The following is a 20997-nucleotide window of genomic DNA, read 5'->3' as shown; positions in this document are numbered from 1 at the left end:
ATCCCTTGTGCGCAAGGGCTTCAGGCGCCGCGGACAGCCTGCCGGTCGACCCAAACCAAGTGGCCGTGGTGGCTGACCAGCACCTCGTCGGCACCGGCCGTGCCGATCCGGCGGCCGACCTGCAGGCCCGCGATCCAGCGGCCGCCGATGCGGACCTGGACGGCGACGGGCCGGGCCGGAGAGGTGGCCGGCGGTGCGGAAACGGTCATGGCACCCGACTTCTGGCGTGCTGCTCTGGGATGGTGCTGGAGTTCGGTCATCGTCGCCCTCGCAGGGACACGGCGGCCAACATCTGGGGGCTGGCTGCTCAACCAAAGGCCACCCTACAACCGCCGCATGACACAGCGTTAGCGATCCACGGAATTGACATCCAACCCCCTGGGTACCGGAGGAATCTCACCACAAGGAGGTGGATGATGAGCACGAACCCGATCCCACCGATGCCGGTCGGCCCAGGCGACTCCCGGAACCCGGACAACCCGGATCCGGACATGCCCGACCTGGTCGACCCCGCCGCCGACGACGAGCCCGCGGTCGGCACCCGGCCGGGCGACGACTCGCCCCTCGAACAGCCGGCCGAGAACCCGGACGCCCCGGACGAGGACCCGGACGACCAACTCCCCCGCTTCGACCGCTAGCCCCGACCGCGCGGCCGGGTCGGTCAGTCGCGCGCGGGAAGTTGCTGCAAGGCCCAGGAGTTCCCGTCGGGGTCGCTGAAGAAGGCGAAGGTCCCCCACGGGAACTCCTGCAGGTCCGACACCTCCACCCCGCGGCCCGCGAGCTCCTCGCGGGCCGCCGCCACGTCCGCGACGACGACCTGCAGCCCGCGGACCGAGCCCGGCTCGGCCTGCGGCATGCCGCTGCCGATCGCGATCGAGCACGCCGAGCCTGGCGGTGTGAGCTGAACGAATCTCAGTTCCTCGGTGACCTGGTGGTCGTGATCGGCGTGGAAGCCGACCTTCTCGGTGTAGAACTCCTTCGCCCGGTCCACGTCCGCGACGGGCACCGACACCAGCTCGAGCTTCCAGTCCATGAGCAGAACCTACGCCCACGCTCAGGTCAGCGGGCCCGTGTTGCGGGCCGGGATTCGGTCCGGGTAGAAATGCATAACCCGCGCAACGTGGGGTAGGAATGTCAGCAGACAGCTCTGACCGCGGTCCAGACATGTGCCGCGCCGTGACTCAACGTCGCGAGGTCAGCAAAAATGGTCACCGTACTTACCCGCAGTACCGTCGACGAACCGCGCAGCACCGATCCGAAGCAGCGCAGAGACACGACGACCCGCTCCCTTCTGAGCCGGCGGGCCGCCAGCACCGACGAGAATCTCCGGCAGTCCCTGCTGGAGGAGGCGATCGAACTCAATCTGAGCATCGCCCACAGCATCGCCACCCGGTTCCGCGGCCGGGGCGTCGAGCCCGAGGACCTGGACCAGGTCGCCTACCTGGGGCTCGTCAAGGCCGCCCGGAACTACGACCCGGACACCGACACGCCGTTCCTGGCGTACGCCGTACCGACGATCCGGGGCGAGGTGAAACGGTACTTCCGCGACTGCTCGTGGACGGTCCGGATCCCCCGCCGCCTGCAGGAGCTGCAGGGCTCGATCGCGTCCGTGCGACCGGTGCTCACGCAGGACCTGCACCGAGAGCCCACCGTGCAGGAGCTCGCCGACGAGATCGGGGCCGACGTCGAGGAGATCGAGGCCGCGATGGCCGCCGACGGCTGCTTCTCGGTGCTGTCGCTGGACCGCCCGGTCGACGACGAGTCGGCCGCCAACCTGGCCGACACGATCGCGGACACCGACGACTCCTCGTTCGAGCGGACCGAGGCGGTCGCCGTCCTCGAGCCGGTGCTGAGCGAGCTGGCGCCGCGGGAGCGCAGGATCCTCGAGCTGCGCTTCATCGAGGGTCACACCCAGGCCGACATCGGCGCCGAGATCGGCGTCAGCCAGATGCAGGTCTCCCGGTTGCTGCGCAGCATCCTCGACCGCCTGCGCGAGCGCATCGAGCCGCCCACGGCAGCTGCCGCTTGACGTCCAGGCCGATCTTCGTGGTGCAGCTGCACGACGCCAGGCGGCTGCACTACGACGTTCGGCTGGAGGTCGACGGTGTGCTGAAGTCCTGGGCGGTCCCGCGCGGGCCGTCGCTGGATCCGACCGTGAAGCGGCTCGCCGTGTTCACCACCGACCACGACCTGGAGTACGCCTCCTACGAGGGCGTGATCGCGGACAGCCAGTACGGCAGTGGCGCGGTCATCGTCTGGGACGCGGGCGTCTGGACCAACCTGACCCGCGACGATCGCCGCCGACCGGTGGACCCGGCGGTGGCGATCGAGCGTGGCCACCTCAAGGTCCAGTTGCACGGGGTGAAGCTGAACGGCGCGTGGGCCTTCACCAGGACCGGCGAGGACTGGTTGCTGGTGAAGGTCCGCGATGCCGCCGCGGATCCCGAACTCGACCTCACCGTCACCGAGCCGAAGTCCGTGCTCAGCGGCCTGACGATCGAGGACATGGCTACCAGGCGTTGACGTGCAGGACCTCGTCGAGCGGCTGCCGCGGCGCGGGCTTGAAGCCGGTCCCGATCGTGTACGCCGTCGGGATCAGGACCGTCTGCCGAACCTCTTCCGGCAGCCCGAGCAGCTCGCTGACCTCCTGCTCGTAGTTGAGGTGCAGGGTGGTCCACGCCGTACCGAGGCCGCGGGCGCGCGCGGCCAGCATGTAGCTCCAGGCGGACGGCAGGATGGAACCCCACAGGCCGGCCTGGTTGCCGGCCGTCAGCGACCTCGCTTCGAGGCACGGGATCACCAGCACCGGGACCTGCCCCATCCGCTCACCCAGGTAGGCCACGCTGTCGCCGATCCGGCGCTGCACCGGCCCACGGACCGGGTCGTCCGCGAACAGCTTCCCGGCCGAACCGCTGCCGGCGAGGTACTTCTCCACCGCGAGCCGGTAGTACTCGCCGACCGCCGCCCGCTTCTCCGCGTCGGTGATCACCAGCCAGTGCCACGCCTGCCGGTTGCTGCCGGACGGCGCCTGCAGGGCGATCTCGATGCACTCGCGGACGAGCTCGATCGGCACCGGCTTCGCCAGGTCCAGCCGCTTGCGGACCGTGCGGGTGGTGGTGAGCAGTTCGTCGGGCGACAGCTCGAGTGTGGTCACAGGGCCACTATGTCAGCAGGTGTAGAGGCTGTTCGGGTGAACCTTCTCGCAGTACCGGACGTGGAGGTGGTTGTCGTGCGCCGCCCACTCGGTGGTCAGGCCCTCGCCGATCAGGACCGGGTCGTTGAAGAAGACGAGGCGCACGTGGCCTGGTGCGGCGGCCCGGATCGCCTGCACCAGTTGGCGGGTCGCGGCCCGGTCGTACGTCGGTGACTGCCAGGTGATCCGGCCCGCGGTGCACTGGGCGTTGTCGGTGCGGATCGGCCAGAGGTCGATGTCGAGCCCGACCTCGTGGCTGCCGTGCCCCGGGATGTCACCGCCGTGCTCGAATCCGGCGTCGCCGTACGGGACCTTGCCCTGTCCCGTCCCGGCGAACGACCGGGCGGCCTGCTCCAGTTGGGCGACGGCGGCCGACGTGGCCCAGTTGGCCGCCGTACCGTTGCCGTCGGGGTCCTGGTCGCACAGGTTCGCGGCGAAGTCCGGGTAGTCGTAGTGCCAGGCGAGATTGCGCCAGGTGACCGGCCCGACGATCCCGTCCGCGCCGATGCCGGCGTGTGACTGGAAGGAGACGACCGCGTCGCGGACGGCCGCACCGAACACGCCGTCGACCGGCAGGTTGAGCCGGCGCTTGGCGTTGAGTTCGACCTGCAACGCCTTCACAGCCGAGTTGTTGTCACCCGACCGGATCGTCGGCACCAGCGCGCCCCAGGTCTGCGGCCCGACGATGCCGTCGGCGCCGAGACCCTTGGCCGTCTGGAACGCCTTGGCCGCGGTGGTGGTCGCCGGACCGAACACCCCGTCGGCCGCCACGGACTGCCCGTGGTGCTGGAGCAGGTACTGGATCGCGAGGACGTCGGCGCCGCGGTTCCCACCGCTCTGCGTCGGGAAGAACGCGTTCGCGTAGGCCTGGGCGGGTGCGGGCAGGCCGAACATCAGCAGGACGACGGCCAGGACGGCCGGCAGACCACGTCGCATGGCTCCTCCGGGGCGGGTGAGGTGCACTGGTGAACGATTGACCTTCAGCAGTCACGATCGGGCATGATCTTGCCGATCGCAAGAGTTCACTGGAAGGGCGCCGGATCTCCCGCACCGACCCGGACGACCTCGGCGACGTCGTCGGAGAAGTCGACCACGGTCGTCGGCTCGGTGCCGGTCTCGCCTTCGATGACACCGTCGACCTGATTGTCGAGCTCCTCCTTGATCTCCCAGGCCTGGGTCATCGGCACCTCGTGCTCCGGCAGCAGCAGGGTGCTGGACAGCAACGGCTCGCCGAGCTCGGCTACCAGAGCCTGGGCGACCACGTGGTCGGGGATGCGGACGCCGACCGTCTTCTTCTTGGGGTGCAGCAGCCGGCGCGGGACTTCCTTGGTCGCCGGCAGGATGAACGTGTAGCTCCCCGGGGTGGCCGCCTTGATCGACCGGAACACCGCGTTGCTGATGTGCACGAACTGGCCGAGCTGGGCGAAGTCCTGGCACACCAGCGTGAAGTGGTGCCGGTCGTCCAGGTGCCGGATGGCGCGGATCCGCTCGATCCCGTCCCGGTTGCCCAGCTGGCAGCCGAGCGCGAAGCAGGAGTCGGTCGGGTAGGCGATCAGCCCGCCCTCGCGCACCAGGTCCACCACCTGGCCGACGGCGCGTCGCTGCGGATTCTCCGGATGTACGTCGAAATACCTCGCCATGACCGCCGAGCCTAGCGTCGGCTCAGCGCGCCGGACCGACCGCGGTGGCGGTCACCACCAGGTTGTCCTCGTAGCCGCCGCCGGAGGCGTCGTACGGACCGGTGCAGGTGATCAGCACGAGCCGGTGGTCGACCTTCTGGTCGAACGCACCGCTGCGCGTGGCGAGGGCGTTCTTCGGCACCGAGACGATCGAGCTCACCCGGTACGTCTGGGTGTGCCCGGCACCGCGCAGTACGACGAGTTCCCCGGGCCTGATGCGGAGCAGCCGGGCGAAGTACCCGATGCCGTCGGTCTTGGTGTCGACGTGACCTGCCAGCACCACCGACCCGAACGGGTCACCGGCCTGGGCGCCACCGTCCCACCAGCCGACCCGATCACCCTCCTCGGGCACTATGAGCTCGCCGCGGACCGTACTGGCCGACACCACCGGCGCCTTGGCGCCGCCCGGCAGCACGACCTGGGTCGGCACGAACCAGATCCGCTGACTCGGCGCCGGCGTACCGATCCGGGCCGGCGGCGCGGACGCCGGATCGGCCGGCGACGGCGTCCCCCGGGGTTCAATCTCGGGAGCGAACCCCGGAAGACCGCGCGTAGCCGGGACGGACGACGGCGTTGGGGTACCGCCGCCCGCCCCGGGGTCCGGCCCGGAACCTGCTGTCTGCGCAGCGCACCCCTCCAGGCCCGCGCAGCACAGCACCAGTACGAGCAGGAGCTTCCTCAGCGACGGACCACCTTCCGGACCGCGACCTTACGGATCGAGACCACCGCGGCCAGCGTGCTCCCCAGCACGAGCAGGACCCAGAGGCCGGAGGTGGAGCTGTGCGCCTGGTCCAGCTCCGCCGCCTGACCACCGGTGCCGGTGTCCACCAGCCCGGGCGTCCCCGACCCACTGGCCGGCAACTTGATCGTTCCGAGCGCGACATTCATCGTTCTCGCGTTCGGATTACCGACCGCGAAAACCCGGGTCAGGTAACCGGCTCGGGCCGGTAGGTCCAACGGACCGAGAACAACAGGTGACGTCGCACCGGCCGGCACAATGTCCACCTTGTAGGTGTCCGCCGGCACGACCGCCTCGAGCGATTCCCCGTTGGCCACGTTCGCGAACGCGACCTTTCCGTTCACCCGGATGTCGGCCGGCCCGACGGCCGCGTCGTGGGCGACCCGCAGTGCCGCCTTGTCCTTCGGGATCGAGCTCAGCTTGTTCACGTACGACGTCAGCACCGGAGCGCCCGTGGGCGACACCGGCAGATGGATCACCGCGTCGACACTGGAGCCGGATCCCAGCGTCACCTCGCGCTGGATCACCACTGTTCCGCCCTGACGGGCGGTCACCATTCGCTTGCCTGCGGCAACACCGAACGGTCCGGCGATCTTGGTCGTGGCCAGTCCGGTGGCCACCGTGCGGCCGTCGACGCTGATGTCGAGCGACCGCCCGGGCAACCCCTGGACGATGTACAGGTTCGCGCCGGCGGCCCCCTGCGCCGGCGCGGCCAGCACTGCCGGTGCCGCCGCGACGGTCACCGCCAGCGTCAGTGGAATCACCCTTCGAATTACCGGACCAGGAATTCTCGAAATTCCCTCCAATACTGCTTGGAATGGTCCGGACACGCTGCGTCTCACCATTTCGTGCCCCCTCGAAGTCCCCATGAAAATATCGGCAGTAATTGCCGAACCCCACTAATTCCGGCGTATCGTATGCGCAAGTCCGATCCGACCGCCAGAGGAAGCGGCCGAATCCGTTGGGGGGCGATCGCACATGTCTGAGCGCAGTTCCCCGGACGGGGCGTCGACGGCGGGCGAGGAGTTCCTCCCGAGTGGTGCATCGGGGGTGGAGGACCTTCGGTGGTGGGCTTCGGGGGCACGGTGGCTGGCAACGGCCGCGCTGACTCTGGGGCTCAGCGCGGCCGTGGCCTGTTCGCCCGACTCCGCCGGCCCGGTCGCCCCGAGCCCGGGCCTCCCCGATCCCACGCTGCCCAGTGCCGGACCCAGTGCCGGCAGCTCACCGACCCAGGCGCCCACCAGTCCAGGGCCCGGTGCGACCCAGCCCGGGATCCAGCTGGTCGCCGTACCACGACCGGACGGCTCGTTCGACATCACCGAGAACGTGAAGTTGCCGAAGGCGACGAACATCCTGCAGGTCCAGCTGCCGGCGTCCGGCGAGCAGCTCCCCGGGATGATGACCCGGACCTCGCCGACCGCGGGCAACCTCCGGGTCCAGGCCGACGGCCTGAACGTCCCGCTGTCGAGCACCGAGATCACCAAGACGACGGACGTGCCGCTGACCACCGCGGCCACCAGTCTCCGGCTGACCTACCGCCTGTCCGGCTCGACGGTACGGCGTACGGAGTCGAAGCCCGAGCGGGCCGCGTCGGCCATCCGGCCGCTGACCGCGATCACCGAGGGCGGCCTGCCGACCAACCTGACCGTCAACGGCGGCGAGCTGCTGAACGTGGTCTGCCCGCTGCTGACCGAGACCCGGTGCGCGGTCGGCAATCCACCGGAGCTGGCGGTCCTTCCGGGGATCCCGGCCGACAAGGCCCTGGTCGTCCTCCAGCTGGATCTTCCGCAGCCGCAGTAACGGCCCCGTACCCGGCGGCCTAGTCTGAGTTCATGACGGACGATCGGATCGTGTTCGGCACCGGCCGGGCCCGGTGGGTGCTGGCGGCCACCGCCCTCGGATCGGGGATGGCGTTCCTCGACGGCACCGTGGTGAACGTCGCGCTACCGGCGATGGGCGAGGAGCTCGACGCCGACGTGGCCGGCCTGCAGTGGATCGTCAACGGCTACATGCTGCCGCTGTCGGCACTGATCCTGCTGAGCGGGTCGCTCGGCGACCGGCTCGGACGCCGGCGGGTGTACGTCGCCGGAGTGATCTGGTTCGCGGTCGCCTCGGTGATCTGCACCGTGGCCCCGACCCTCGAGGTGATGATCGCGGGCCGGGTGCTGCAGGGCATCGGCGGCGCGCTGCTCACCCCGGGCAGCCTCGCCATCCTGCAGACCGCGTTCGCGCCGTCGGACCGCGGCAAGGCGGTCGGCGCGTGGTCCGGCCTGACCTCGGTCGCCGCGGCGATCGGGCCGTTCGTCGGCGGTGGCCTGGTCGACAGCGGGTCCTGGCGGCTGATCTTCCTGCTGAACATCCCGATCGCCCTCGTCACCGTCCTGGTCACGCTGCGGCACGTGCCGGAGTCCCGGGACGAGACCGCGGCCGGCAAGCTCGACATCGCCGGTGCGATCGTCGCGACCCTCGGGCTCGCCGGACTCACCTTCGGCCTGATCAGCGCCGGCGACCGCGGCTGGGGCGACACCCTGGTGCTGGTCTCGCTGGCGGTCGGGGTGGTCGCGCTCGCGGTCTTCGTGGAGGTCGAACGCCGCAGCTCGCACCCGATGCTGCCGCCCGGCATCTTCGCGAACATCCGCTTCACCGGCGCCAACCTGGTCACCGTCGTCGTCTACGGCGGCCTCGGCACCGCGACCTTCCTGCTGGTCGTCTACCTGCAGACCGCCCTCGGGTACTCCGCTCTCTGGGCCGGTGCGTCGCTGTTGCCGATGACCGCGCTGATGCTCGCGCTGTCCGGGTACGCCGGCGGCCTCGCGGACCGGATCGGCGCCCGGATCCCGATGACGGTCGGGCCGTTGCTGATGGCCGCGGGCTTCCTGCTGATGCTGCGGATCGAGCCCGGCGCGGGCTACGTCAGCACGGTCCTGCCGGCGGTCACCGTCCTCGGCCTGGGCCTGGTCGCCACCGTCGCGCCGCTGACCGCCACCGTGCTGTCCTCGGTCGAGGACCACCACGCCGGGATCGCGTCCGGGGTGAACAACGCGGTCGCCCGGTCGGCCCAGCTGATGGCGGTCGCCGCGATCCCGATCGCCGCCGGGATCACCGGCGACTCCTACCTCGATCCGGATGCCTTCAGCAACGGCTTCGCCAACGCGCTGTGGATCTCGGCCGCGCTGGCGGCGGCCGGCGGCGTACTCGCCTGGATCATGCTGGCCGACCGCGCCGCGCGGCCGGTGGACGTGCACCACCACCCGCACTGCTCGCTCACGGCCCCGCCGTACGCGGACAGCCGGAAGGCCTGACCGCGTACGGCGACTTGTCGACAATTCAGCAGTTCGGCAGGTCCCGGCCGTTGTTGTCCTTGGCCTCGTCGTTGCCCCAGCGGGACAGGTAGTACGCCGACACCCACTGGTTCGCCGGACCGACGTCCAGGTCGGTCTTCATCCACCAGTGGTTGTACGCCGACCCGACCCGGACCTCGGGTCCCCAGACCTTGCAGAACACGTAGTTCGTGCCCTTGTAGAGCGTGCCGGTCTGGGCCCCGCCCGGGGTGCTGTGACCGGGTGCGTTGGCGAACGTGTCGACCCAGAACTTGCCGTCGCCGGCGCCGCAGTTCGCGCTGGTCTCGTAGTGCTGGTTGTAGGACCAGGTCAGCGGCACCGCGTGGCCGTTGAACCAGGACTGCCGGACGGTGCCGTTCAGCTTCTGCTCGTAGTGCAGGTGCGGTCCGGTGCTCTGGCCGGTGTTGCCGACGATGCCGATCTGCCGGCCCTGGGCCACGACGTTGCCGACGGCAACATCACGGCGGTCCATGTGCAGGTACCGGGTCTGCCAGCCGCCACCGTGGTCGATGACGACCATGTGACCGCCGCTGGACGACAGCAGCGACGCGCTGACCGTCCCGCTCGCCGACGCGAGCACCGGCGTCCCGCGGGTGGCTCCGCTCGGCGAGACCATGTCGAGCATCCACTGGCTGGCGTGACCGCTGTGGGTGGCGGTGGTCCAGCGGAGACCGCACGGGATCGGCATCTGGAAGCCGGGCGCGGCCGTGGCGGAGGTTTGGACGCCGACCAGTCCGGCGGCGACGAGTGTTGCGAGCAGCAACAGGTGGACGATGCGCTTCAGGTTCATGGGGGCGGCTCCCTAGCACGCGATCTTTGTGGCTCAGGGTAGCGCTGTGACGCCACTCCGCCAGGCCTTTCGACGTCCGCCGAAACGTCAGCGCATGGCGAGATACTTCTTCCGGACCTCGGGCGTGAAGTGCTCGATCGCGTAGCGCAGCATCGTCCGCGGCATCACCGCCGCGTGCCGGTCGAGGAACGCCCGCAGTTCGTCCGCCGAGACTCGTTTGCCGGCCTCGCGCAGCATCCACCCGGACGCCTTGTGGATCAGGTCCTCCCGGTCGTCGAGCACGAGCGCGGCCAGCGCGTACGTGTCCGCGCTCTCGCCGTGCATGATGAACCGATGGGTCGCGACCAGCGCGATCCGCCGCTCCCACAGGGATTCCGACCGGACCAGCGTGGTCAGCACGTCGCGCGGCTTGTCGAGCAGGTACCCGCCGACGATCTCCGACGTGCTGCAGTCGACCAGGTCCCAGTTGTTGACGTACGCCGTACTGCGCAGATACAGCTCGTAGATCGCCCGGAGCTCGGCCGGGTTCGCGGTGCGCGGCTTGCGGCTGCGGGCCGCGCGGTCGGCGAGCACGCAGAGCACCGCCAGCCGATGCTCGTGGATCGGGCTCGTCAGCGCCTGCTCGAGCTCGGCCAGCGGGAGGTCCGCGCGCACGTAGGGCTTGATCAGCCCGCGGATCGTGGACAGCTTCACGCCGATCATCCGGTCGCCGTGACCGTAGCCGCCGGGCGCCAGCTTGAAGTAGCCGGCGAGGATTTTCGCCGCCGCGGGATCAGCGGCGGCGTCGATCTCGGCGATCAGGTCGGCGGTCCTCAGATCAACAGCCCTCCGGAGGCGCGCAGGTTCTGCCCCGTCAGCCAGCGGCTGTCCGGACCGGCCAGGAAGGCGACCACATCGGCGACGTCGGCCGGCTCGCCGACCCGGCCGAGGGCGGTGATGCCGACCAGCGCCGCCCGGGCCTCCGGCGGGTTGGAGTCCCGGAACATGTCCGTGTCGGTCGCTCCCGGGGAGACCGTGTTGACGGTGATGTTGCGAGGCCCGTACTCGCGGGCGGCCACCTTGACGAACTGCTCGAGCGCGCCCTTGCTCGCGGTGTACAAGGAGATCCCGGGGCCCGGCATCGCCGTGTTCAGCGTCGACAGCGCGATGATCCGGCCGCCGTCCGGGAGGACGCGGGCCGCCTGCTGGATGGCGAAGTACGGACCCTTCACGTTCGTCGCGAACAGCCGGTCGTAGTCGTCCTCGGTGACGCTGTCGATCGGCTTCACCATCACCTCGGCCGCGTTGCAGACGAAGATGTCGAGCGTCCCGGTCGGCTCCGCGGCCCGGCCGAACAGCTCCGGGATGCCGGCCAGATCCGCCTGGTCGGACCGGACCGCGACCGCCCGGCCGCCGGCCGCCTTCACCTCGTTCACCACGTCGTCGGCCGCGGACTCGCTGGACACGTAGGTGAACGTGACCACCGCGCCGTCGGCGGCCAGCCGGCGGACGATCGCCGCGCCGATCCCGCGCGATCCGCCGGTGACGAGCGCTGCCTTGCCGTCGAGGACACCCATCACAGCTCCTTCTGCAGTTGCCGCATGGTCGCGATCTCCTTCGTCTGGGTGACGCCGACCTCCTGGGCCAGCTCACCCACCTGTGGGTCCGTTCCCTTGTCTATCACCGTGCCGCTCATCGTCACCGCACCCTGGTGGTGCTTGATCATCAGGGTCAGGAAGAGCTGGTCGAACGCCGTGCCACGCGACTTCTCCAGCGTGGCCAGCTCGTCGTGGGTGGCCATCCCCGGCATCCCGCTGTGATCCATGTGGTCGACGTGGGTCAGGTCGGGCGGCGTCTGGCCGCGGGCGACCAGCAGTTGCCGCATCGCCTCGATCTCCGGCTTCTGGCCGACCCGGATCCGCTCGGCGAGCGCCTTGACCTTGGTGTTCTGCGCCGAGGCCGGCGCGTAGCCGGCCATCCGCAACGCCTGTGTGTGGTGGACCATCATGTCGGCCAAGAACATGACGTCGTCGGCGTCCGGAGTGGCCGGCTGGGACGGGACGGCCGGCACCGTCCGGTTCGGTCCGCCCGGCGTCCCCGGGACGATCACCGGCGGCTGCGAGACCGGCGTCCCGGCCTCCGGTTCCGGCGTACTGCAGCCGGTCAGGACGACGACGAGAGCAGCGGCGACGGCTGAGCGGCGGATCCCCACGGCCTCACTCCTTGTGTCAGATCGCTTCCATAACGTGTCTATCACGCCTACCCTGGGAGGCCGAAGCCGATCCGACGAAGGGACCCAGCATGCGCCGCCCCCGCACGCTCGTCCGTCTCGCCCTCGCAGTCGCCCTCGTCACCGGCCTGGCCGGCACGGCCGCGGCCGCCCCGCCGGACACCGGTGCCTCGAAGAGCGACAACATCACCCACCTGGCCAGCGTGCCGATGACCGGACCGCTGGCCGGCGGGGTGCACACCGACATAGCGTTCGCCGGCAAGAAGGCGTACGTCGGCAACTACGCCGGCTTCGCGATCTACGACGTCGGCGACCCGGCGAACCCGCGGATGATCAGCCAGGTCTCCTGCCCGGGCAGCCAGAACGACATCAGCGTGTACGCCGGTCTGCTGTTCCTGAGCACCGACCAGTCCCGCAGCGACAGCTCCTGCCAGAGCGTGGCGCAGTCGCCGACGATCAAGGAGTCCTGGGAGGGCATCAAGATCTTCGACGTCCGCGACCCGGCCAACCCCCGGTACGTCGCGGCCGTCGAGACCAAGTGCGGTTCGCACACGCACACGCTGATCCCGGAGCCGTCGCTGAATCCGAATTCGAAGACGGGCTCCGTGTACATCTACAACTCGTCGTACTTCCCGAACGCGACCTACCCGGACTGCCAGCCGCCGAACGACCGGATCGACATCGTCAAGGTGCCGCTGCGCGACCCGGCGAAGGCCGCCGTGGTGGCGTCGCCGGTGCTGTTCCCGGACGGCGGGTTCCCGGGCAGCGAGACCGGCTACGAGACCAGCGGCTGCCACGACATCACCGCCTTCCCGGCCCGCCGGATCGCGGCCGCGGCGTGTATGGGCGACGGCGTCCTGCTGGACATCTCCCGCCCGGCCGCGCCGCGGGTGATCGACCGCGTCCAGGACGCGGCGAACTTCTCCTTCTGGCACGGCGCCACGTTCAACGGCGACGGCACCAAGGTCGTCTTCATGGACGAGCTCGGCGGCGGTGGCGGTGCCGAGTGCAACGAGGAGGTCGGGCCGAACAAGGGCGCGACGGCGATCTTCGATATCAAGCACCGCAAGCTGAAGTTCCGCAGCTACTACAAGATCCCGCGGCACCAGGCCGAGCAGGAGAACTGCGTGTCCCACAACGGCTCGCTGATCCCGGTCCGCGGCCGCGACATCATGGTCCAGGCGTGGTACCAGGGCGGCTTCTCGGTCTGGGACTTCACCGACTCCGCCCACCCGCAGGAGATCGGGTACTTCGACCGGCCGCCACGTCAGCCGGCCTCCTTCGGCGGCTACTGGTCGGTGTACTACTACAACGGCACGATCTACGGCACCGAGTCGGTGACCGCGTTCGACACCTTCAAGATCTCCGACCGGCGGACCGACTCCGCCGCCAAGGTGAAGCTGTCCGAGCTGAACGTCCAGACCCAGCCGGCCTTCTGGGGGTGAGGTCATGCGTTTGAACCGAGCCGGTCTGGCAGCGCTTACATCCGTGGCCAGGTCACGCTCCGGGGTCATCCCGGCCAGACCCGTTGTGACGTCTCCGCGTTGGGGCATACGGTGAGCACAGGGAGTTCCCTCGCCAGGACCGACCGGCGTTTCGCGGAACCACCCGGGGGAGAGACCGGCGTGACGAGCCAGCCTGAGCCGCGGGACGGCGAGATGATCCGAACCACCTTCGACGCACGGACCGAGCAGCTGGAGCCTGGCGTCCTGCTGGTCCGGCTGTCCGGCGAGATCGACATCGCGACCACCGACTTCGCCGCCGAGTCGATCCGGGCCGCGGTGGCCCCGCCGGCGCGACTGGTGCTGATCGACGTCTCCGCGGTGACGTTCTGCAGCTCGGCCGGTCTCGGCAACCTGGTCGAGGCGCGCAACCTGGCCGGTCAGCACAACATCACGCTGGCGCTGGTCGGCGTGGGCCGGCCGGTCGACCGGCCGCTGGCGATCACCGGTCTGGGCGGCCAGTTCCGGATCTACTCCACGGTGGCCGAGGCACTCGCGTCGCTCTGACTCGTGGAATCCAAGTGGAATCGATTCCAGCACTCCCCTTAGGGTGCAGGGTGTGCTGCACACCATCGAGGACACCTGCGTCGTGTACCTGCTCGTCGACGAGTCGTCGCGGACAGCGGTCGCGATCGACGCCGGCAGCGGACGGTGGCTGGACCGACTGGCGTCGTACGGCGTCGACCGGGTGACCGACGTCCTGGTCACGCACCACCATCGCGACCAGGTCGAGGGCCTGCCCCGGCTGGCCGCGAGCGGCACGCGGATCTGGGTGCCGGAGAACGAGTACGACCTGATCGCCGAGGTCGATCGTCACTGGCAGCAACGACGGGTGGTGAACAACTACGATCTGCACACGGACCGGTTCTCGTTGCTGGAGCCGGTGCCGGTCGCGGGCGTGATGAAGGACTACAGCTCGCGCCGCATCGGACACCTCGACGTCCGCACGTTGCCGACCCCCGGTCACACCCCCGGCAGCGTCACCTACCTGATCGACGGCTACGCCTTCACCGGCGACCTGCTGCACAGCCCCGGCAAGGTCTGGTCGGCGGCCGCCCTGCAGTGGTCGTACGTCGGCCTCGAAGGCGCCTCGATGTCGATGGCCTCGATGGTGCAACTTCTGGACTACCAGCCGCGCGCACTGATGCCGAGCCACGGTGCACCGATGACCGACCCGGCCCTGGCGATCCGCGAGACGTGCGACGCGCTGGGCCGGTTGATCCAGACCAGACTCGGCGCGCCGACCGGTCTGCTCGACAAGCTCGAGCGACCGTACGTCGAGCTCAGTCCACACCTGCTGATGAACCGGACCAGCGAGTCCCGCAGCTACGTGCTGCTCAGCGACTCGGGCACCGCTCTGCTCATCGACTACGGGTACGACCTGACCGCCGGCGTCGCGTTCGGCAGTCAGCGGCAGAACCTGCGACCGTGGTTGCCGAGCCTGCGCGCTCTGCAGCGCGACTACGGCATCGAGCGGATCGAAGTCGCCATCCCCACGCACTACCACGACGATCACGTTGCCGCGTTCAACCTCATGCGCGAGGTGCACGGGACCGAGGTGTGGGCGTCCAGCCCGGTGGCCCACGTCCTGGAGAACCCGACGAAGTACGACCTGCCGTGTCTCTGGTTCGAGCCGATTCCCTGCGCGCAGCACATCCCCGACGGGACAGGCATGCGCTGGCGCGAGTACGAGCTCGACCTGCACGCGTTGCCCGGGCACACGCTCTACGCCTCGGCGATCGGCTTCGAGGTCGACGGCCGGCGCGTGCTCGCGACAGGTGACCAGCAGACCGGGACCTGGGTGCCCGGGGAGGCTCCGGAGATCCCGAACTTCCAGTACGCGAACGCGTTCGCCGCGGACGACTACGCCGCCTCGGCCGCACTCTACAAGCGGCTGCAGCCTTCGCTGATGATCTCCGGGCACTGGGAGCCGCGCGTGGTCACACCCGACTACCTCGACGAGCTCGCGCGGCTCGGTGAGGAGGTCGCCGAGGTCCATCGCGAGCTGTTCCTGCCGGACGACCCGGTGTTCGTGGGCGACGTGCGCCTCACGCCGTACCGGATCGATGCCGTGGACGGTCAGCCGTTCGCGGTGCAGGTGAGCTGCGCGGGCGCCGAACTGGTGGTGCCCGCGGGCTGGGAGTGTCAGCAGGTGTCCGGCTCGGAGTTCCTGGTCGTGCCGCACGTCGCCGAGCCGGTCAGGCAGGCGCGGATCGCGGCCGGGATCACTCGCGACGGCCGGTACCTGGGCCAGTTGGCCGAAGCCCTCGTCGATGTAAGGACTCTTCGTTGAAGTACACGGTCGATCTTCATACTGCCAAGGCGTACGCCACCGTCGTCGTCGACGACCGGCCGCTGTTCAGGCTGCGGCTGTTCGCCTCGCTGGACACGGTCGGCGGGTTCGACGAGAGCTACGGCGACCTGGCGGTGGACGTCGCGGAGTCGGCCGACGGGCTGGTCGTCACCACGACCGCTCAGAGCACGGTGTGGGACTCACGAGTGACGACCACGCGATTCCTCTCCGACCGCATCGAGACGTCTACGGTCGTCACCGGGCAGGGGCGGCTGACCGACGTACACCTGCTCGGTGGGCGCCGTACGCCGCGTGGGTTCCTGCCCAGCGGGTCTGGTCTGCAGCGGGTGTACTCGCCGAACCCGGACCATCCGACCCGGGTCATGCGGTACGCGCTGGAGGCGGCAACGATCAGCGTGTGCGGTGAGGGCAGCGAGCCCGGGATCGAGCGATGGCTGTTCACGCCCGCGCCCTGGTGCTTCGCGGCGACCGTCGACGACCAGTGGCTGGGCCTGAGTGTGGTCGCACCGGTGGCCGAGCAGAACTTCACCAGCTACCACTACCTGCCCGTGACCGGCGGTTTCAGCCTGCGGCTGGACTACGAAGGCCAGACGGCGGTTGACGGATCCTTCAGTACGCCGCCACTCGTCGTACACCTGGGTGGTTCGTCTGCCGAGGACGTCCTGGTCCGGCACCGCTCGTTGCTCGACTCGTCCGGCGTCGTCCCCGAGCGCAAGGTCGCGGACGCGGACTGGTGGCGCGGGACGATCTTCTGCGGGTGGGGGGCGCAGTGCGCGCTCGGCGCGCGGACCGAGCAGGCGCCGCAGCCGCTGGCCACCGAGGCGAACTACGACCGGTTCCTGGACACCCTTGCCGCACAGGGGATAGTGCCGGAGACGATCGTCATCGACGACAAGTGGCAGGCGTCGTACGGGACCTGCCGGCCCGATCCCGAGAAGTGGAGCGACCTCAAGGGATGGATCGCCCGGCGGCACGCGGCCGGGCAGCGGGTGCTGCTGTGGTGGAAGGCGTGGGACGAGGAAGGGGCGCCGGCCGACGCCTGTGTGACCGATGCCGGCGGCAACCCGGTCGGTCTCGACCCGGAGTCTCCGGCCGGCGTGGCGCTGATCACCGAGGCGGTCGAGTACATGCTCGGTGAGCTCGACGCCGACGGCTTCAAGATCGACTTCACCGCACGCACGCCGTCGGGCTCCTCGCTGCGGCACCGTGGATCGCGGTGGGGTGCCGCACTGCTGCATGAGCAACTGCGACTCGTCTATGACACCGCGAAGCGAGTCAAGCCGGACGCTCTGGTCGTCACGCACACCCCCAACCCGGCCTTCCTCGACGTGACCGACGTAATCCGGCTGAACGACGTGCTGCGGGACGACACCGCGGAGCCCGGGTACGTCGCTCGCCACATGGCCTACCGCGCCGGTGTGGTCCGGTCGGTGTGCCCGGAGCTGGGGATCGACACCGACGGCTGGATGATGCCGAGTCACGCGGAGTGGCTCGAGTACGTGAAGGTTCAGGGCGGTCTGGGCGTTCCGGCGCTGTACTACGTGGACGGTACGGACACGGACCGCTATGACTTCGGTGCTGGGGACTTCGACGCCGTCAAGGACAGCTGGGAGCGCTACAGGGCGGCTCTGAACCTTTAGACTGCGGGCCATGAGTCCACGGGGGCAGCAGGCGGCAAGGACGGTGTCGCAGCCGGCACAGTCGTCTGTACGACGTCCGACGGTGCAGGACGTGGCCCGTGAGGCCGGTGTCTCGCCGTCGACGGTGTCGCGTGCCCTGCACACCCGTGGTTACGCGTCGCCCGACGTACGGGCGCGGGTGCGTGCGGCCGCGGAGCGGATCGGGTACGTGCTCGACCACAACGCCCGCAACCTGCGCAGCCGGACGTCGACGTCGATCGGCGTGCTCATCTCCGACCTGCGCAACCCCTTCTACGCCGACCTGGCCGCGGGGATCGAGGAGGAGTTGCGGGCGGCGGAGTACCAGATGGTGCTCGTGAACGACAACGGCGACCCGGCGGAGGAGATGCGGGCCGCCGAGACGCTGCTGGCGATGCGGGTGCCCGGCGTGATCGTCACCCCGGTCACGGCCAAGTGCCCGCGGGTCCTGCGGGAGAACGGCGTCCACGTGGTGTGCGCGGACCGTGAGCTCGGCCGGTCCAACGGCGACGTCGTGATGAGTGACAACAAGGCGGGCGCCCGCGAGCTGACCGACCACCTGATCGGCCTCGGCCACACCCGGATCGGTCTGCTGATCGACGAGACCAAGTGGTCCACCGGTGCCGGCCGGCTGGCCGGGTTCCGGGCCGCGCACCAGGACAACTTCGTCGATCTCGACGAGGACCTGATCGCCTACACCAGCTTCGACGCCGACGCCGCCCGGGAGACCACCCGCACACTGCTCAACGAGCACGAGGTGACCGCGATCATCTCGGCCAACAACGTGCTCGCCCAGGGCGCCCTGGCCGAGCTGAAGGACCGGCGGCTGCGGATCCCCCGGCAGCTCAGCCTGGCGGCGTACGACGACGTGCCGTGGATGTCGCTGGTGCAGCCGGCCCTGACCACGGTCGACCAGCACACGGTCGAGCTGGGCCGCAGCTGCGCCCGGCTGCTGCTGGCCCGGATCCGCGGCGAGCTGCCCGCCCGGCGCCGGATCGTCCGGGTGCCGGCCCGGCTGATCGTCCGCGGCTCCACCGGGCCCGCTCCGCACGCCTGACCAGGCGGGTTTCCGGCTGGGCACCGGGCGGGGCGCAACCGGATCGTTGTCCACAACCTTCCGGTCTACGTCTTGACGACGGCAGAAAGTCACACATACCGTGCCTGCAACCGAATGTGGCATCGATACCACATTCCGGCCGCTCGTCCCCTGTCGAGTTAGGAGCACCTGCAATGAAGCACCTGCGCCTTCCCGTAGTGCTGGCCGCGAGCGCACTGGCACTCACGGCCTGCGCCGGCGTCGGGAACAACGAAGACTCCGGCGGAAGCGACCAGAGCTCCGCCGACTCGACCCCGTCGGGCACCCTGAACATCATGGGTTTCAGCGGCGAGGACGAGGTGGCCCAGTCCCGGATCGCGGCCTTCAAGGCGGCGTACCCGACCGTCACGGTGAAGAACAACAAGGGCGATCTCGACGCCCAGCAGTTCCTCACCGCCGTCTCCAGCGGCAACCCGCCGGACGTCGCCTACATGGCTCGCAACCTGATCGGCACGTACGCCGCCAAGGGCGCGATCCAGCCGCTCGACGACTGCATCAAGGACAACGAGATCGACACCGGCCAGTACCGCGAGGCCGCGATGAACGAGGTCAAGCTCAAGGACAAGACCTACGGCATCCCGGAGTTCTACACGGTCACGGCCAACCTGATCAGCGGCAAGGCGCTGAAGTCCGCCGGGGTGGCGGTGGAGGACATCCAGACCACCGACTGGGACAAGCTCGAGCAGACGGCCACGAAGCTCTACAAGGCGAAGGCCGGCCGGCCCGCCCGGATCGGCTACGACCCGCGGATGCCGGACTTCTTCCCGATCTGGGCGATGGCCAACGGCGCCGAGCTGGTCAAACCCGGCGGCGAGCCGAACCTGAACGACCCGAAGGCGGTCGAGGCGCTGGACTACGCGATCAAGCTGGTCAAGAACCAGGGCGGCTGGTCGAACTTCAAGACCTTCCGCGACACCTTCGACGTCTTCGGTGAGCAGAACCAGTTCACCAAGGACCAGCTGGCCGTGATGCCGATCGAGAACTGGTACGTGAACGTGCTGCGGGACGCCCGCAAGTACGGGCTGGAGCTCGCCGCGACGCCGTTCACGAACCGCCAGGGTGAGCAGATCAGCACCCTCGGCGGCTCGGCCTGGGTGGTCCCGAAGGGCGCGAAGAACATGGACGCCGCCTGCAAGTGGGCCAAGACGATGACCTCGCTGGAGACCTGGCACAAGGCCGCCGAGGCCCGGATGCAGACCGTCGCCAAGGACAAGAGCTTCTTCACCGGCCTGTTCACCGGGAACAAGAAGGCCGACGAGGAGATCAAGGCGAAGTACCTGAAGCCCACCGGTGACGCCGGGTTCGACCAGGCGATCGAGATCTACTACTCCGCGCTCGACAAGGCCAAGTCGCTGAACCCGTCGGCGGCCGGCGCGGAGATCGACGCCGCCTGGAAGAACGCGGTCGGCAAGGCGCTGGGAGGCACGGTGACCCCACAGGCGGCCCTCGACCAGGCCCAGGCCGAGGCCAAGACCGCCTTCGACAAGGTCAGCCAGGGCTGATTCGATGACGACGACCGTCGACCGTCCGGTGACCGGCGGGCAGGCCGAGCCTGTCCGCCGGCGCCGGCCACCGCGGAGCCCGCTCGCGAAGCAGGAGGACCGGGCCGGCTGGCTGTTCGTCTCGCCGTGGGTGATCGGGTTCCTGATCTTCACCGCCGGGCCGATGATCGCCAGCCTGGTGCTGTCGTTCACCGACTACCAGATGATCCAGGCCCCGCGGGCGGTCGGGCTGGAGAACTACCGCGAGCTGTTCGACGACCCACGAGTGCTCAAGTCGCTCAGCAACACGTTCATCTACGCGGCCATGTTCGTCCCCCTCGGCACGGTCTTCGCGCTGGTCCTGGCGATGATGCTGCAGCGCGTCGGCCGGGCCGGCGGGTTCTTCCGGACGGCGTTCTACCTGCCGGAGATGACGCCGGCGGTGGCCGCGGCGGCGATGTTCCTGCTGCTGCTGAACGGTCAGCAGGGCCTGGTGAACAAGGTGCTCGGCTGGGTCGGCATCAACGGGCCGAACTGGACCACCGATCCGGCCTGGCTGAAACCGTCGCTGGCGATCGTCAGCCTGTGGACGCTCGGCGGCACGGTGGTGATCTACCTGGCCGCGCTGAACGGCGTACCCAAGCAGCTGTACGAGGCGGCCGAGCTGGACGGCGCCGGGCCGGTGACGCGGCTGTTCCGGATCACCATCCCGATGATCTCCGGGGCGCTGTTCTTCACCGTGATCACCAACACGATCGCGGCGATGCAGATGTTCGACCAGGCGTACACGATGTTCTACGGCCCGCAGCAGAAGGCCGCGGCGTCGGAGGAGTCGCTGGTCTACATGGTCTACCTGTTCCAGAACGCCTTCCAGTTCTTCAAGATGGGCTTCGCCTCGGCGATGGCCTGGCTGCTGTTCGTGATCATCCTGCTGATCACCTTCATACAGTTCCGGGTCGGCAACCGCTACGTCTACTACCACGGGGAGCGGTGAA

The 20997-nt window shown here is 69.4% G+C and carries 23 protein-coding genes; 12 read left to right on the top strand and 11 right to left on the bottom strand.

Features of this window, described 5'->3' with window-relative positions; all coding sequences use genetic code 11:
* Positions 1-20: 20 nt before the first annotated feature.
* Positions 21-209, bottom strand: a complete 189-nt coding sequence (locus ACQPYZ_RS03540; RefSeq protein WP_433165138.1) for a hypothetical protein — start codon at positions 207-209, stop codon at positions 21-23.
* Between the two features lie 207 nt (positions 210-416).
* Here ACQPYZ_RS03540 and ACQPYZ_RS03535 point away from each other — a divergent pair, with 207 nt between their 5' ends.
* Entirely contained in the window at positions 417-638 is a 222-nt protein-coding gene (locus ACQPYZ_RS03535; protein ID WP_433165136.1) for a hypothetical protein, read from the top strand.
* Positions 639-661: 23 nt separating this feature from the next.
* Here ACQPYZ_RS03535 and ACQPYZ_RS03530 read toward each other — a convergent pair whose 3' ends face one another.
* Positions 662-1033 carry a glyoxalase superfamily protein gene (locus ACQPYZ_RS03530; RefSeq protein ID WP_433165134.1) on the bottom strand — a complete coding sequence of 124 codons (372 nt, stop codon included), beginning with the start codon at positions 1031-1033 and terminating at the stop codon, positions 662-664.
* Between the two features lie 171 nt (positions 1034-1204).
* Here ACQPYZ_RS03530 and ACQPYZ_RS03525 point away from each other — a divergent pair, with 171 nt between their 5' ends.
* Both ACQPYZ_RS03525 and ACQPYZ_RS03520 read left to right on the top strand, forming a co-directional pair.
* Entirely contained in the window at positions 1205-2029 is an 825-nt protein-coding gene (locus ACQPYZ_RS03525; protein WP_433165132.1) for a SigB/SigF/SigG family RNA polymerase sigma factor, read from the top strand.
* Positions 2026-2523: a DNA polymerase ligase N-terminal domain-containing protein gene (locus ACQPYZ_RS03520; protein ID WP_433165130.1), complete on the top strand. Its 498-nt coding sequence runs from the start codon at positions 2026-2028 to the stop codon at positions 2521-2523. Before ACQPYZ_RS03525 ends, ACQPYZ_RS03520 begins: the two co-directional genes overlap by 4 nt.
* On the opposite strand, the gene ACQPYZ_RS03515 is transcribed toward ACQPYZ_RS03520, so the two are convergent.
* The 5 genes from ACQPYZ_RS03515 to ACQPYZ_RS03495 all read right to left on the bottom strand — a co-directional run bounded on the left by ACQPYZ_RS03515 (position 2510) and on the right by ACQPYZ_RS03495 (position 6375).
* Positions 2510-3154 carry a nitroreductase family protein gene (locus ACQPYZ_RS03515; RefSeq protein ID WP_433165128.1) on the bottom strand — a complete coding sequence of 215 codons (645 nt, stop codon included), beginning with the start codon at positions 3152-3154 and terminating at the stop codon, positions 2510-2512. The genes ACQPYZ_RS03520 and ACQPYZ_RS03515 overlap by 14 nt on opposite strands.
* A gap of 12 nt (positions 3155-3166) precedes the next feature.
* The gene (locus tag ACQPYZ_RS03510) at positions 3167-4129 is read right to left on the bottom strand and encodes a penicillin-insensitive murein endopeptidase (RefSeq protein ID WP_433165126.1); all 963 of its coding nucleotides are present in this window, start codon (positions 4127-4129) and stop codon (positions 3167-3169) included.
* An 86-nt stretch (positions 4130-4215) separates the two neighbouring features.
* Positions 4216-4833: an L-threonylcarbamoyladenylate synthase gene (locus tag ACQPYZ_RS03505; protein WP_433165124.1), complete on the bottom strand. Its 618-nt coding sequence runs from the start codon at positions 4831-4833 to the stop codon at positions 4216-4218.
* Positions 4834-4855: 22 nt separating this feature from the next.
* Positions 4856-5302 carry a class F sortase gene (locus ACQPYZ_RS03500; RefSeq protein WP_433165122.1) on the bottom strand — a complete coding sequence of 149 codons (447 nt, stop codon included), beginning with the start codon at positions 5300-5302 and terminating at the stop codon, positions 4856-4858.
* A 248-nt stretch (positions 5303-5550) separates the two neighbouring features.
* The gene (locus tag ACQPYZ_RS03495) at positions 5551-6375 is read right to left on the bottom strand and encodes a DUF4397 domain-containing protein (RefSeq protein WP_433165120.1); all 825 of its coding nucleotides are present in this window, start codon (positions 6373-6375) and stop codon (positions 5551-5553) included.
* Positions 6376-6589: 214 nt separating this feature from the next.
* Here ACQPYZ_RS03495 and ACQPYZ_RS03490 point away from each other — a divergent pair, with 214 nt between their 5' ends.
* A complete protein-coding gene (locus ACQPYZ_RS03490; RefSeq protein WP_433165119.1) occupies positions 6590-7411 on the top strand; it encodes a hypothetical protein in 822 nt (273 codons plus the stop codon).
* 32 nt (positions 7412-7443) lie between these two features.
* Positions 7444-8913 (top strand): DHA2 family efflux MFS transporter permease subunit, encoded by a 1470-nt coding sequence (locus ACQPYZ_RS03485; RefSeq protein WP_433165117.1) that lies wholly within the window; start codon positions 7444-7446, stop codon positions 8911-8913.
* 25 nt (positions 8914-8938) lie between these two features.
* Here ACQPYZ_RS03485 and ACQPYZ_RS03480 read toward each other — a convergent pair whose 3' ends face one another.
* From ACQPYZ_RS03480 to ACQPYZ_RS03465, 4 genes are all read right to left on the bottom strand, one after another.
* The gene (locus ACQPYZ_RS03480; RefSeq protein WP_433165115.1) at positions 8939-9742 is read right to left on the bottom strand and encodes a M23 family metallopeptidase; all 804 of its coding nucleotides are present in this window, start codon (positions 9740-9742) and stop codon (positions 8939-8941) included.
* Positions 9743-9829: 87 nt separating this feature from the next.
* Positions 9830-10531, bottom strand: coding sequence for a DNA alkylation repair protein (locus tag ACQPYZ_RS03475; protein WP_433169619.1), 702 nt, complete (start codon positions 10529-10531; stop codon positions 9830-9832).
* 23 nt (positions 10532-10554) lie between these two features.
* Complete coding sequence (locus ACQPYZ_RS03470; protein ID WP_433165113.1) at positions 10555-11298, bottom strand: SDR family oxidoreductase; 744 nt, start codon at positions 11296-11298, stop codon at positions 10555-10557.
* Positions 11298-11933 carry a DUF305 domain-containing protein gene (locus tag ACQPYZ_RS03465; RefSeq protein ID WP_433165111.1) on the bottom strand — a complete coding sequence of 212 codons (636 nt, stop codon included), beginning with the start codon at positions 11931-11933 and terminating at the stop codon, positions 11298-11300. Before ACQPYZ_RS03465 ends, ACQPYZ_RS03470 begins: the two co-directional genes overlap by 1 nt.
* Positions 11934-12022: 89 nt before the next feature.
* Here ACQPYZ_RS03465 and ACQPYZ_RS03460 point away from each other — a divergent pair, with 89 nt between their 5' ends.
* From ACQPYZ_RS03460 to ACQPYZ_RS03430, 7 genes are all read left to right on the top strand, one after another.
* Entirely contained in the window at positions 12023-13396 is a 1374-nt protein-coding gene (locus tag ACQPYZ_RS03460) for an LVIVD repeat-containing protein (RefSeq protein ID WP_433165109.1), read from the top strand.
* 180 nt (positions 13397-13576) lie between these two features.
* Positions 13577-13960 (top strand): STAS domain-containing protein, encoded by a 384-nt coding sequence (locus ACQPYZ_RS03455; protein ID WP_433165107.1) that lies wholly within the window; start codon positions 13577-13579, stop codon positions 13958-13960.
* Between the two features lie 52 nt (positions 13961-14012).
* Positions 14013-15746, top strand: a complete 1734-nt coding sequence (locus ACQPYZ_RS03450) for an MBL fold metallo-hydrolase (RefSeq protein WP_433165105.1) — start codon at positions 14013-14015, stop codon at positions 15744-15746.
* Positions 15743-17407, top strand: coding sequence for a hypothetical protein (locus ACQPYZ_RS03445; protein ID WP_433165103.1), 1665 nt, complete (start codon positions 15743-15745; stop codon positions 17405-17407). Before ACQPYZ_RS03450 ends, ACQPYZ_RS03445 begins: the two co-directional genes overlap by 4 nt.
* A gap of 10 nt (positions 17408-17417) precedes the next feature.
* Positions 17418-18482: a LacI family DNA-binding transcriptional regulator gene (locus ACQPYZ_RS03440; protein WP_433165101.1), complete on the top strand. Its 1065-nt coding sequence runs from the start codon at positions 17418-17420 to the stop codon at positions 18480-18482.
* A gap of 173 nt (positions 18483-18655) precedes the next feature.
* Positions 18656-20023, top strand: coding sequence for an extracellular solute-binding protein (locus ACQPYZ_RS03435; RefSeq protein WP_433165099.1), 1368 nt, complete (start codon positions 18656-18658; stop codon positions 20021-20023).
* Between the two features lie 4 nt (positions 20024-20027).
* Entirely contained in the window at positions 20028-20996 is a 969-nt protein-coding gene (locus tag ACQPYZ_RS03430; protein ID WP_433165097.1) for a carbohydrate ABC transporter permease, read from the top strand.
* The last annotated feature ends 1 nt before the right edge of the window (position 20997 follow it).

Origin of the sequence: Kribbella sp. CA-247076 (assembly GCF_050942445.1) — a bacterium.
Taxonomy (GTDB): domain Bacteria; phylum Actinomycetota; class Actinomycetes; order Propionibacteriales; family Kribbellaceae; genus Kribbella.
The sequence above is the reverse complement of the archived record's forward strand: the minus strand, read 5'-3'. Positions and strand labels throughout refer to the sequence as shown.

What these genes read in the sequence shown, in the direction of transcription:
- ACQPYZ_RS03505 (WP_433165124.1), bottom strand. Translation starts at nt 4,833, where the DNA reads ATGGCGAGGTATTTCGACGTACATCCGGAGAATCCGCAGCGACGCGCC.
- ACQPYZ_RS03510 (WP_433165126.1), bottom strand. Translation starts at nt 4,129, where the DNA reads ATGCGACGTGGTCTGCCGGCCGTCCTGGCCGTCGTCCTGCTGATGTTC.
- ACQPYZ_RS03485 (WP_433165117.1), top strand. Translation starts at nt 7,444, where the DNA reads ATGACGGACGATCGGATCGTGTTCGGCACCGGCCGGGCCCGGTGGGTG.
- ACQPYZ_RS03530 (WP_433165134.1), bottom strand. Translation starts at nt 1,033, where the DNA reads ATGGACTGGAAGCTCGAGCTGGTGTCGGTGCCCGTCGCGGACGTGGAC.
- ACQPYZ_RS03435 (WP_433165099.1), top strand. Translation starts at nt 18,656, where the DNA reads ATGAAGCACCTGCGCCTTCCCGTAGTGCTGGCCGCGAGCGCACTGGCA.
- ACQPYZ_RS03535 (WP_433165136.1), top strand. Translation starts at nt 417, where the DNA reads ATGAGCACGAACCCGATCCCACCGATGCCGGTCGGCCCAGGCGACTCC.
- ACQPYZ_RS03490 (WP_433165119.1), top strand. Translation starts at nt 6,590, where the DNA reads ATGTCTGAGCGCAGTTCCCCGGACGGGGCGTCGACGGCGGGCGAGGAG.
- ACQPYZ_RS03470 (WP_433165113.1), bottom strand. Translation starts at nt 11,298, where the DNA reads ATGGGTGTCCTCGACGGCAAGGCAGCGCTCGTCACCGGCGGATCGCGC.
- ACQPYZ_RS03430 (WP_433165097.1), top strand. Translation starts at nt 20,028, where the DNA reads ATGACGACGACCGTCGACCGTCCGGTGACCGGCGGGCAGGCCGAGCCT.
- ACQPYZ_RS03440 (WP_433165101.1), top strand. Translation starts at nt 17,418, where the DNA reads ATGAGTCCACGGGGGCAGCAGGCGGCAAGGACGGTGTCGCAGCCGGCA.
- ACQPYZ_RS03460 (WP_433165109.1), top strand. Translation starts at nt 12,023, where the DNA reads ATGCGCCGCCCCCGCACGCTCGTCCGTCTCGCCCTCGCAGTCGCCCTC.
- ACQPYZ_RS03480 (WP_433165115.1), bottom strand. Translation starts at nt 9,742, where the DNA reads ATGAACCTGAAGCGCATCGTCCACCTGTTGCTGCTCGCAACACTCGTC.
- ACQPYZ_RS03525 (WP_433165132.1), top strand. Translation starts at nt 1,205, where the DNA reads ATGGTCACCGTACTTACCCGCAGTACCGTCGACGAACCGCGCAGCACC.
- ACQPYZ_RS03540 (WP_433165138.1), bottom strand. Translation starts at nt 209, where the DNA reads ATGACCGTTTCCGCACCGCCGGCCACCTCTCCGGCCCGGCCCGTCGCC.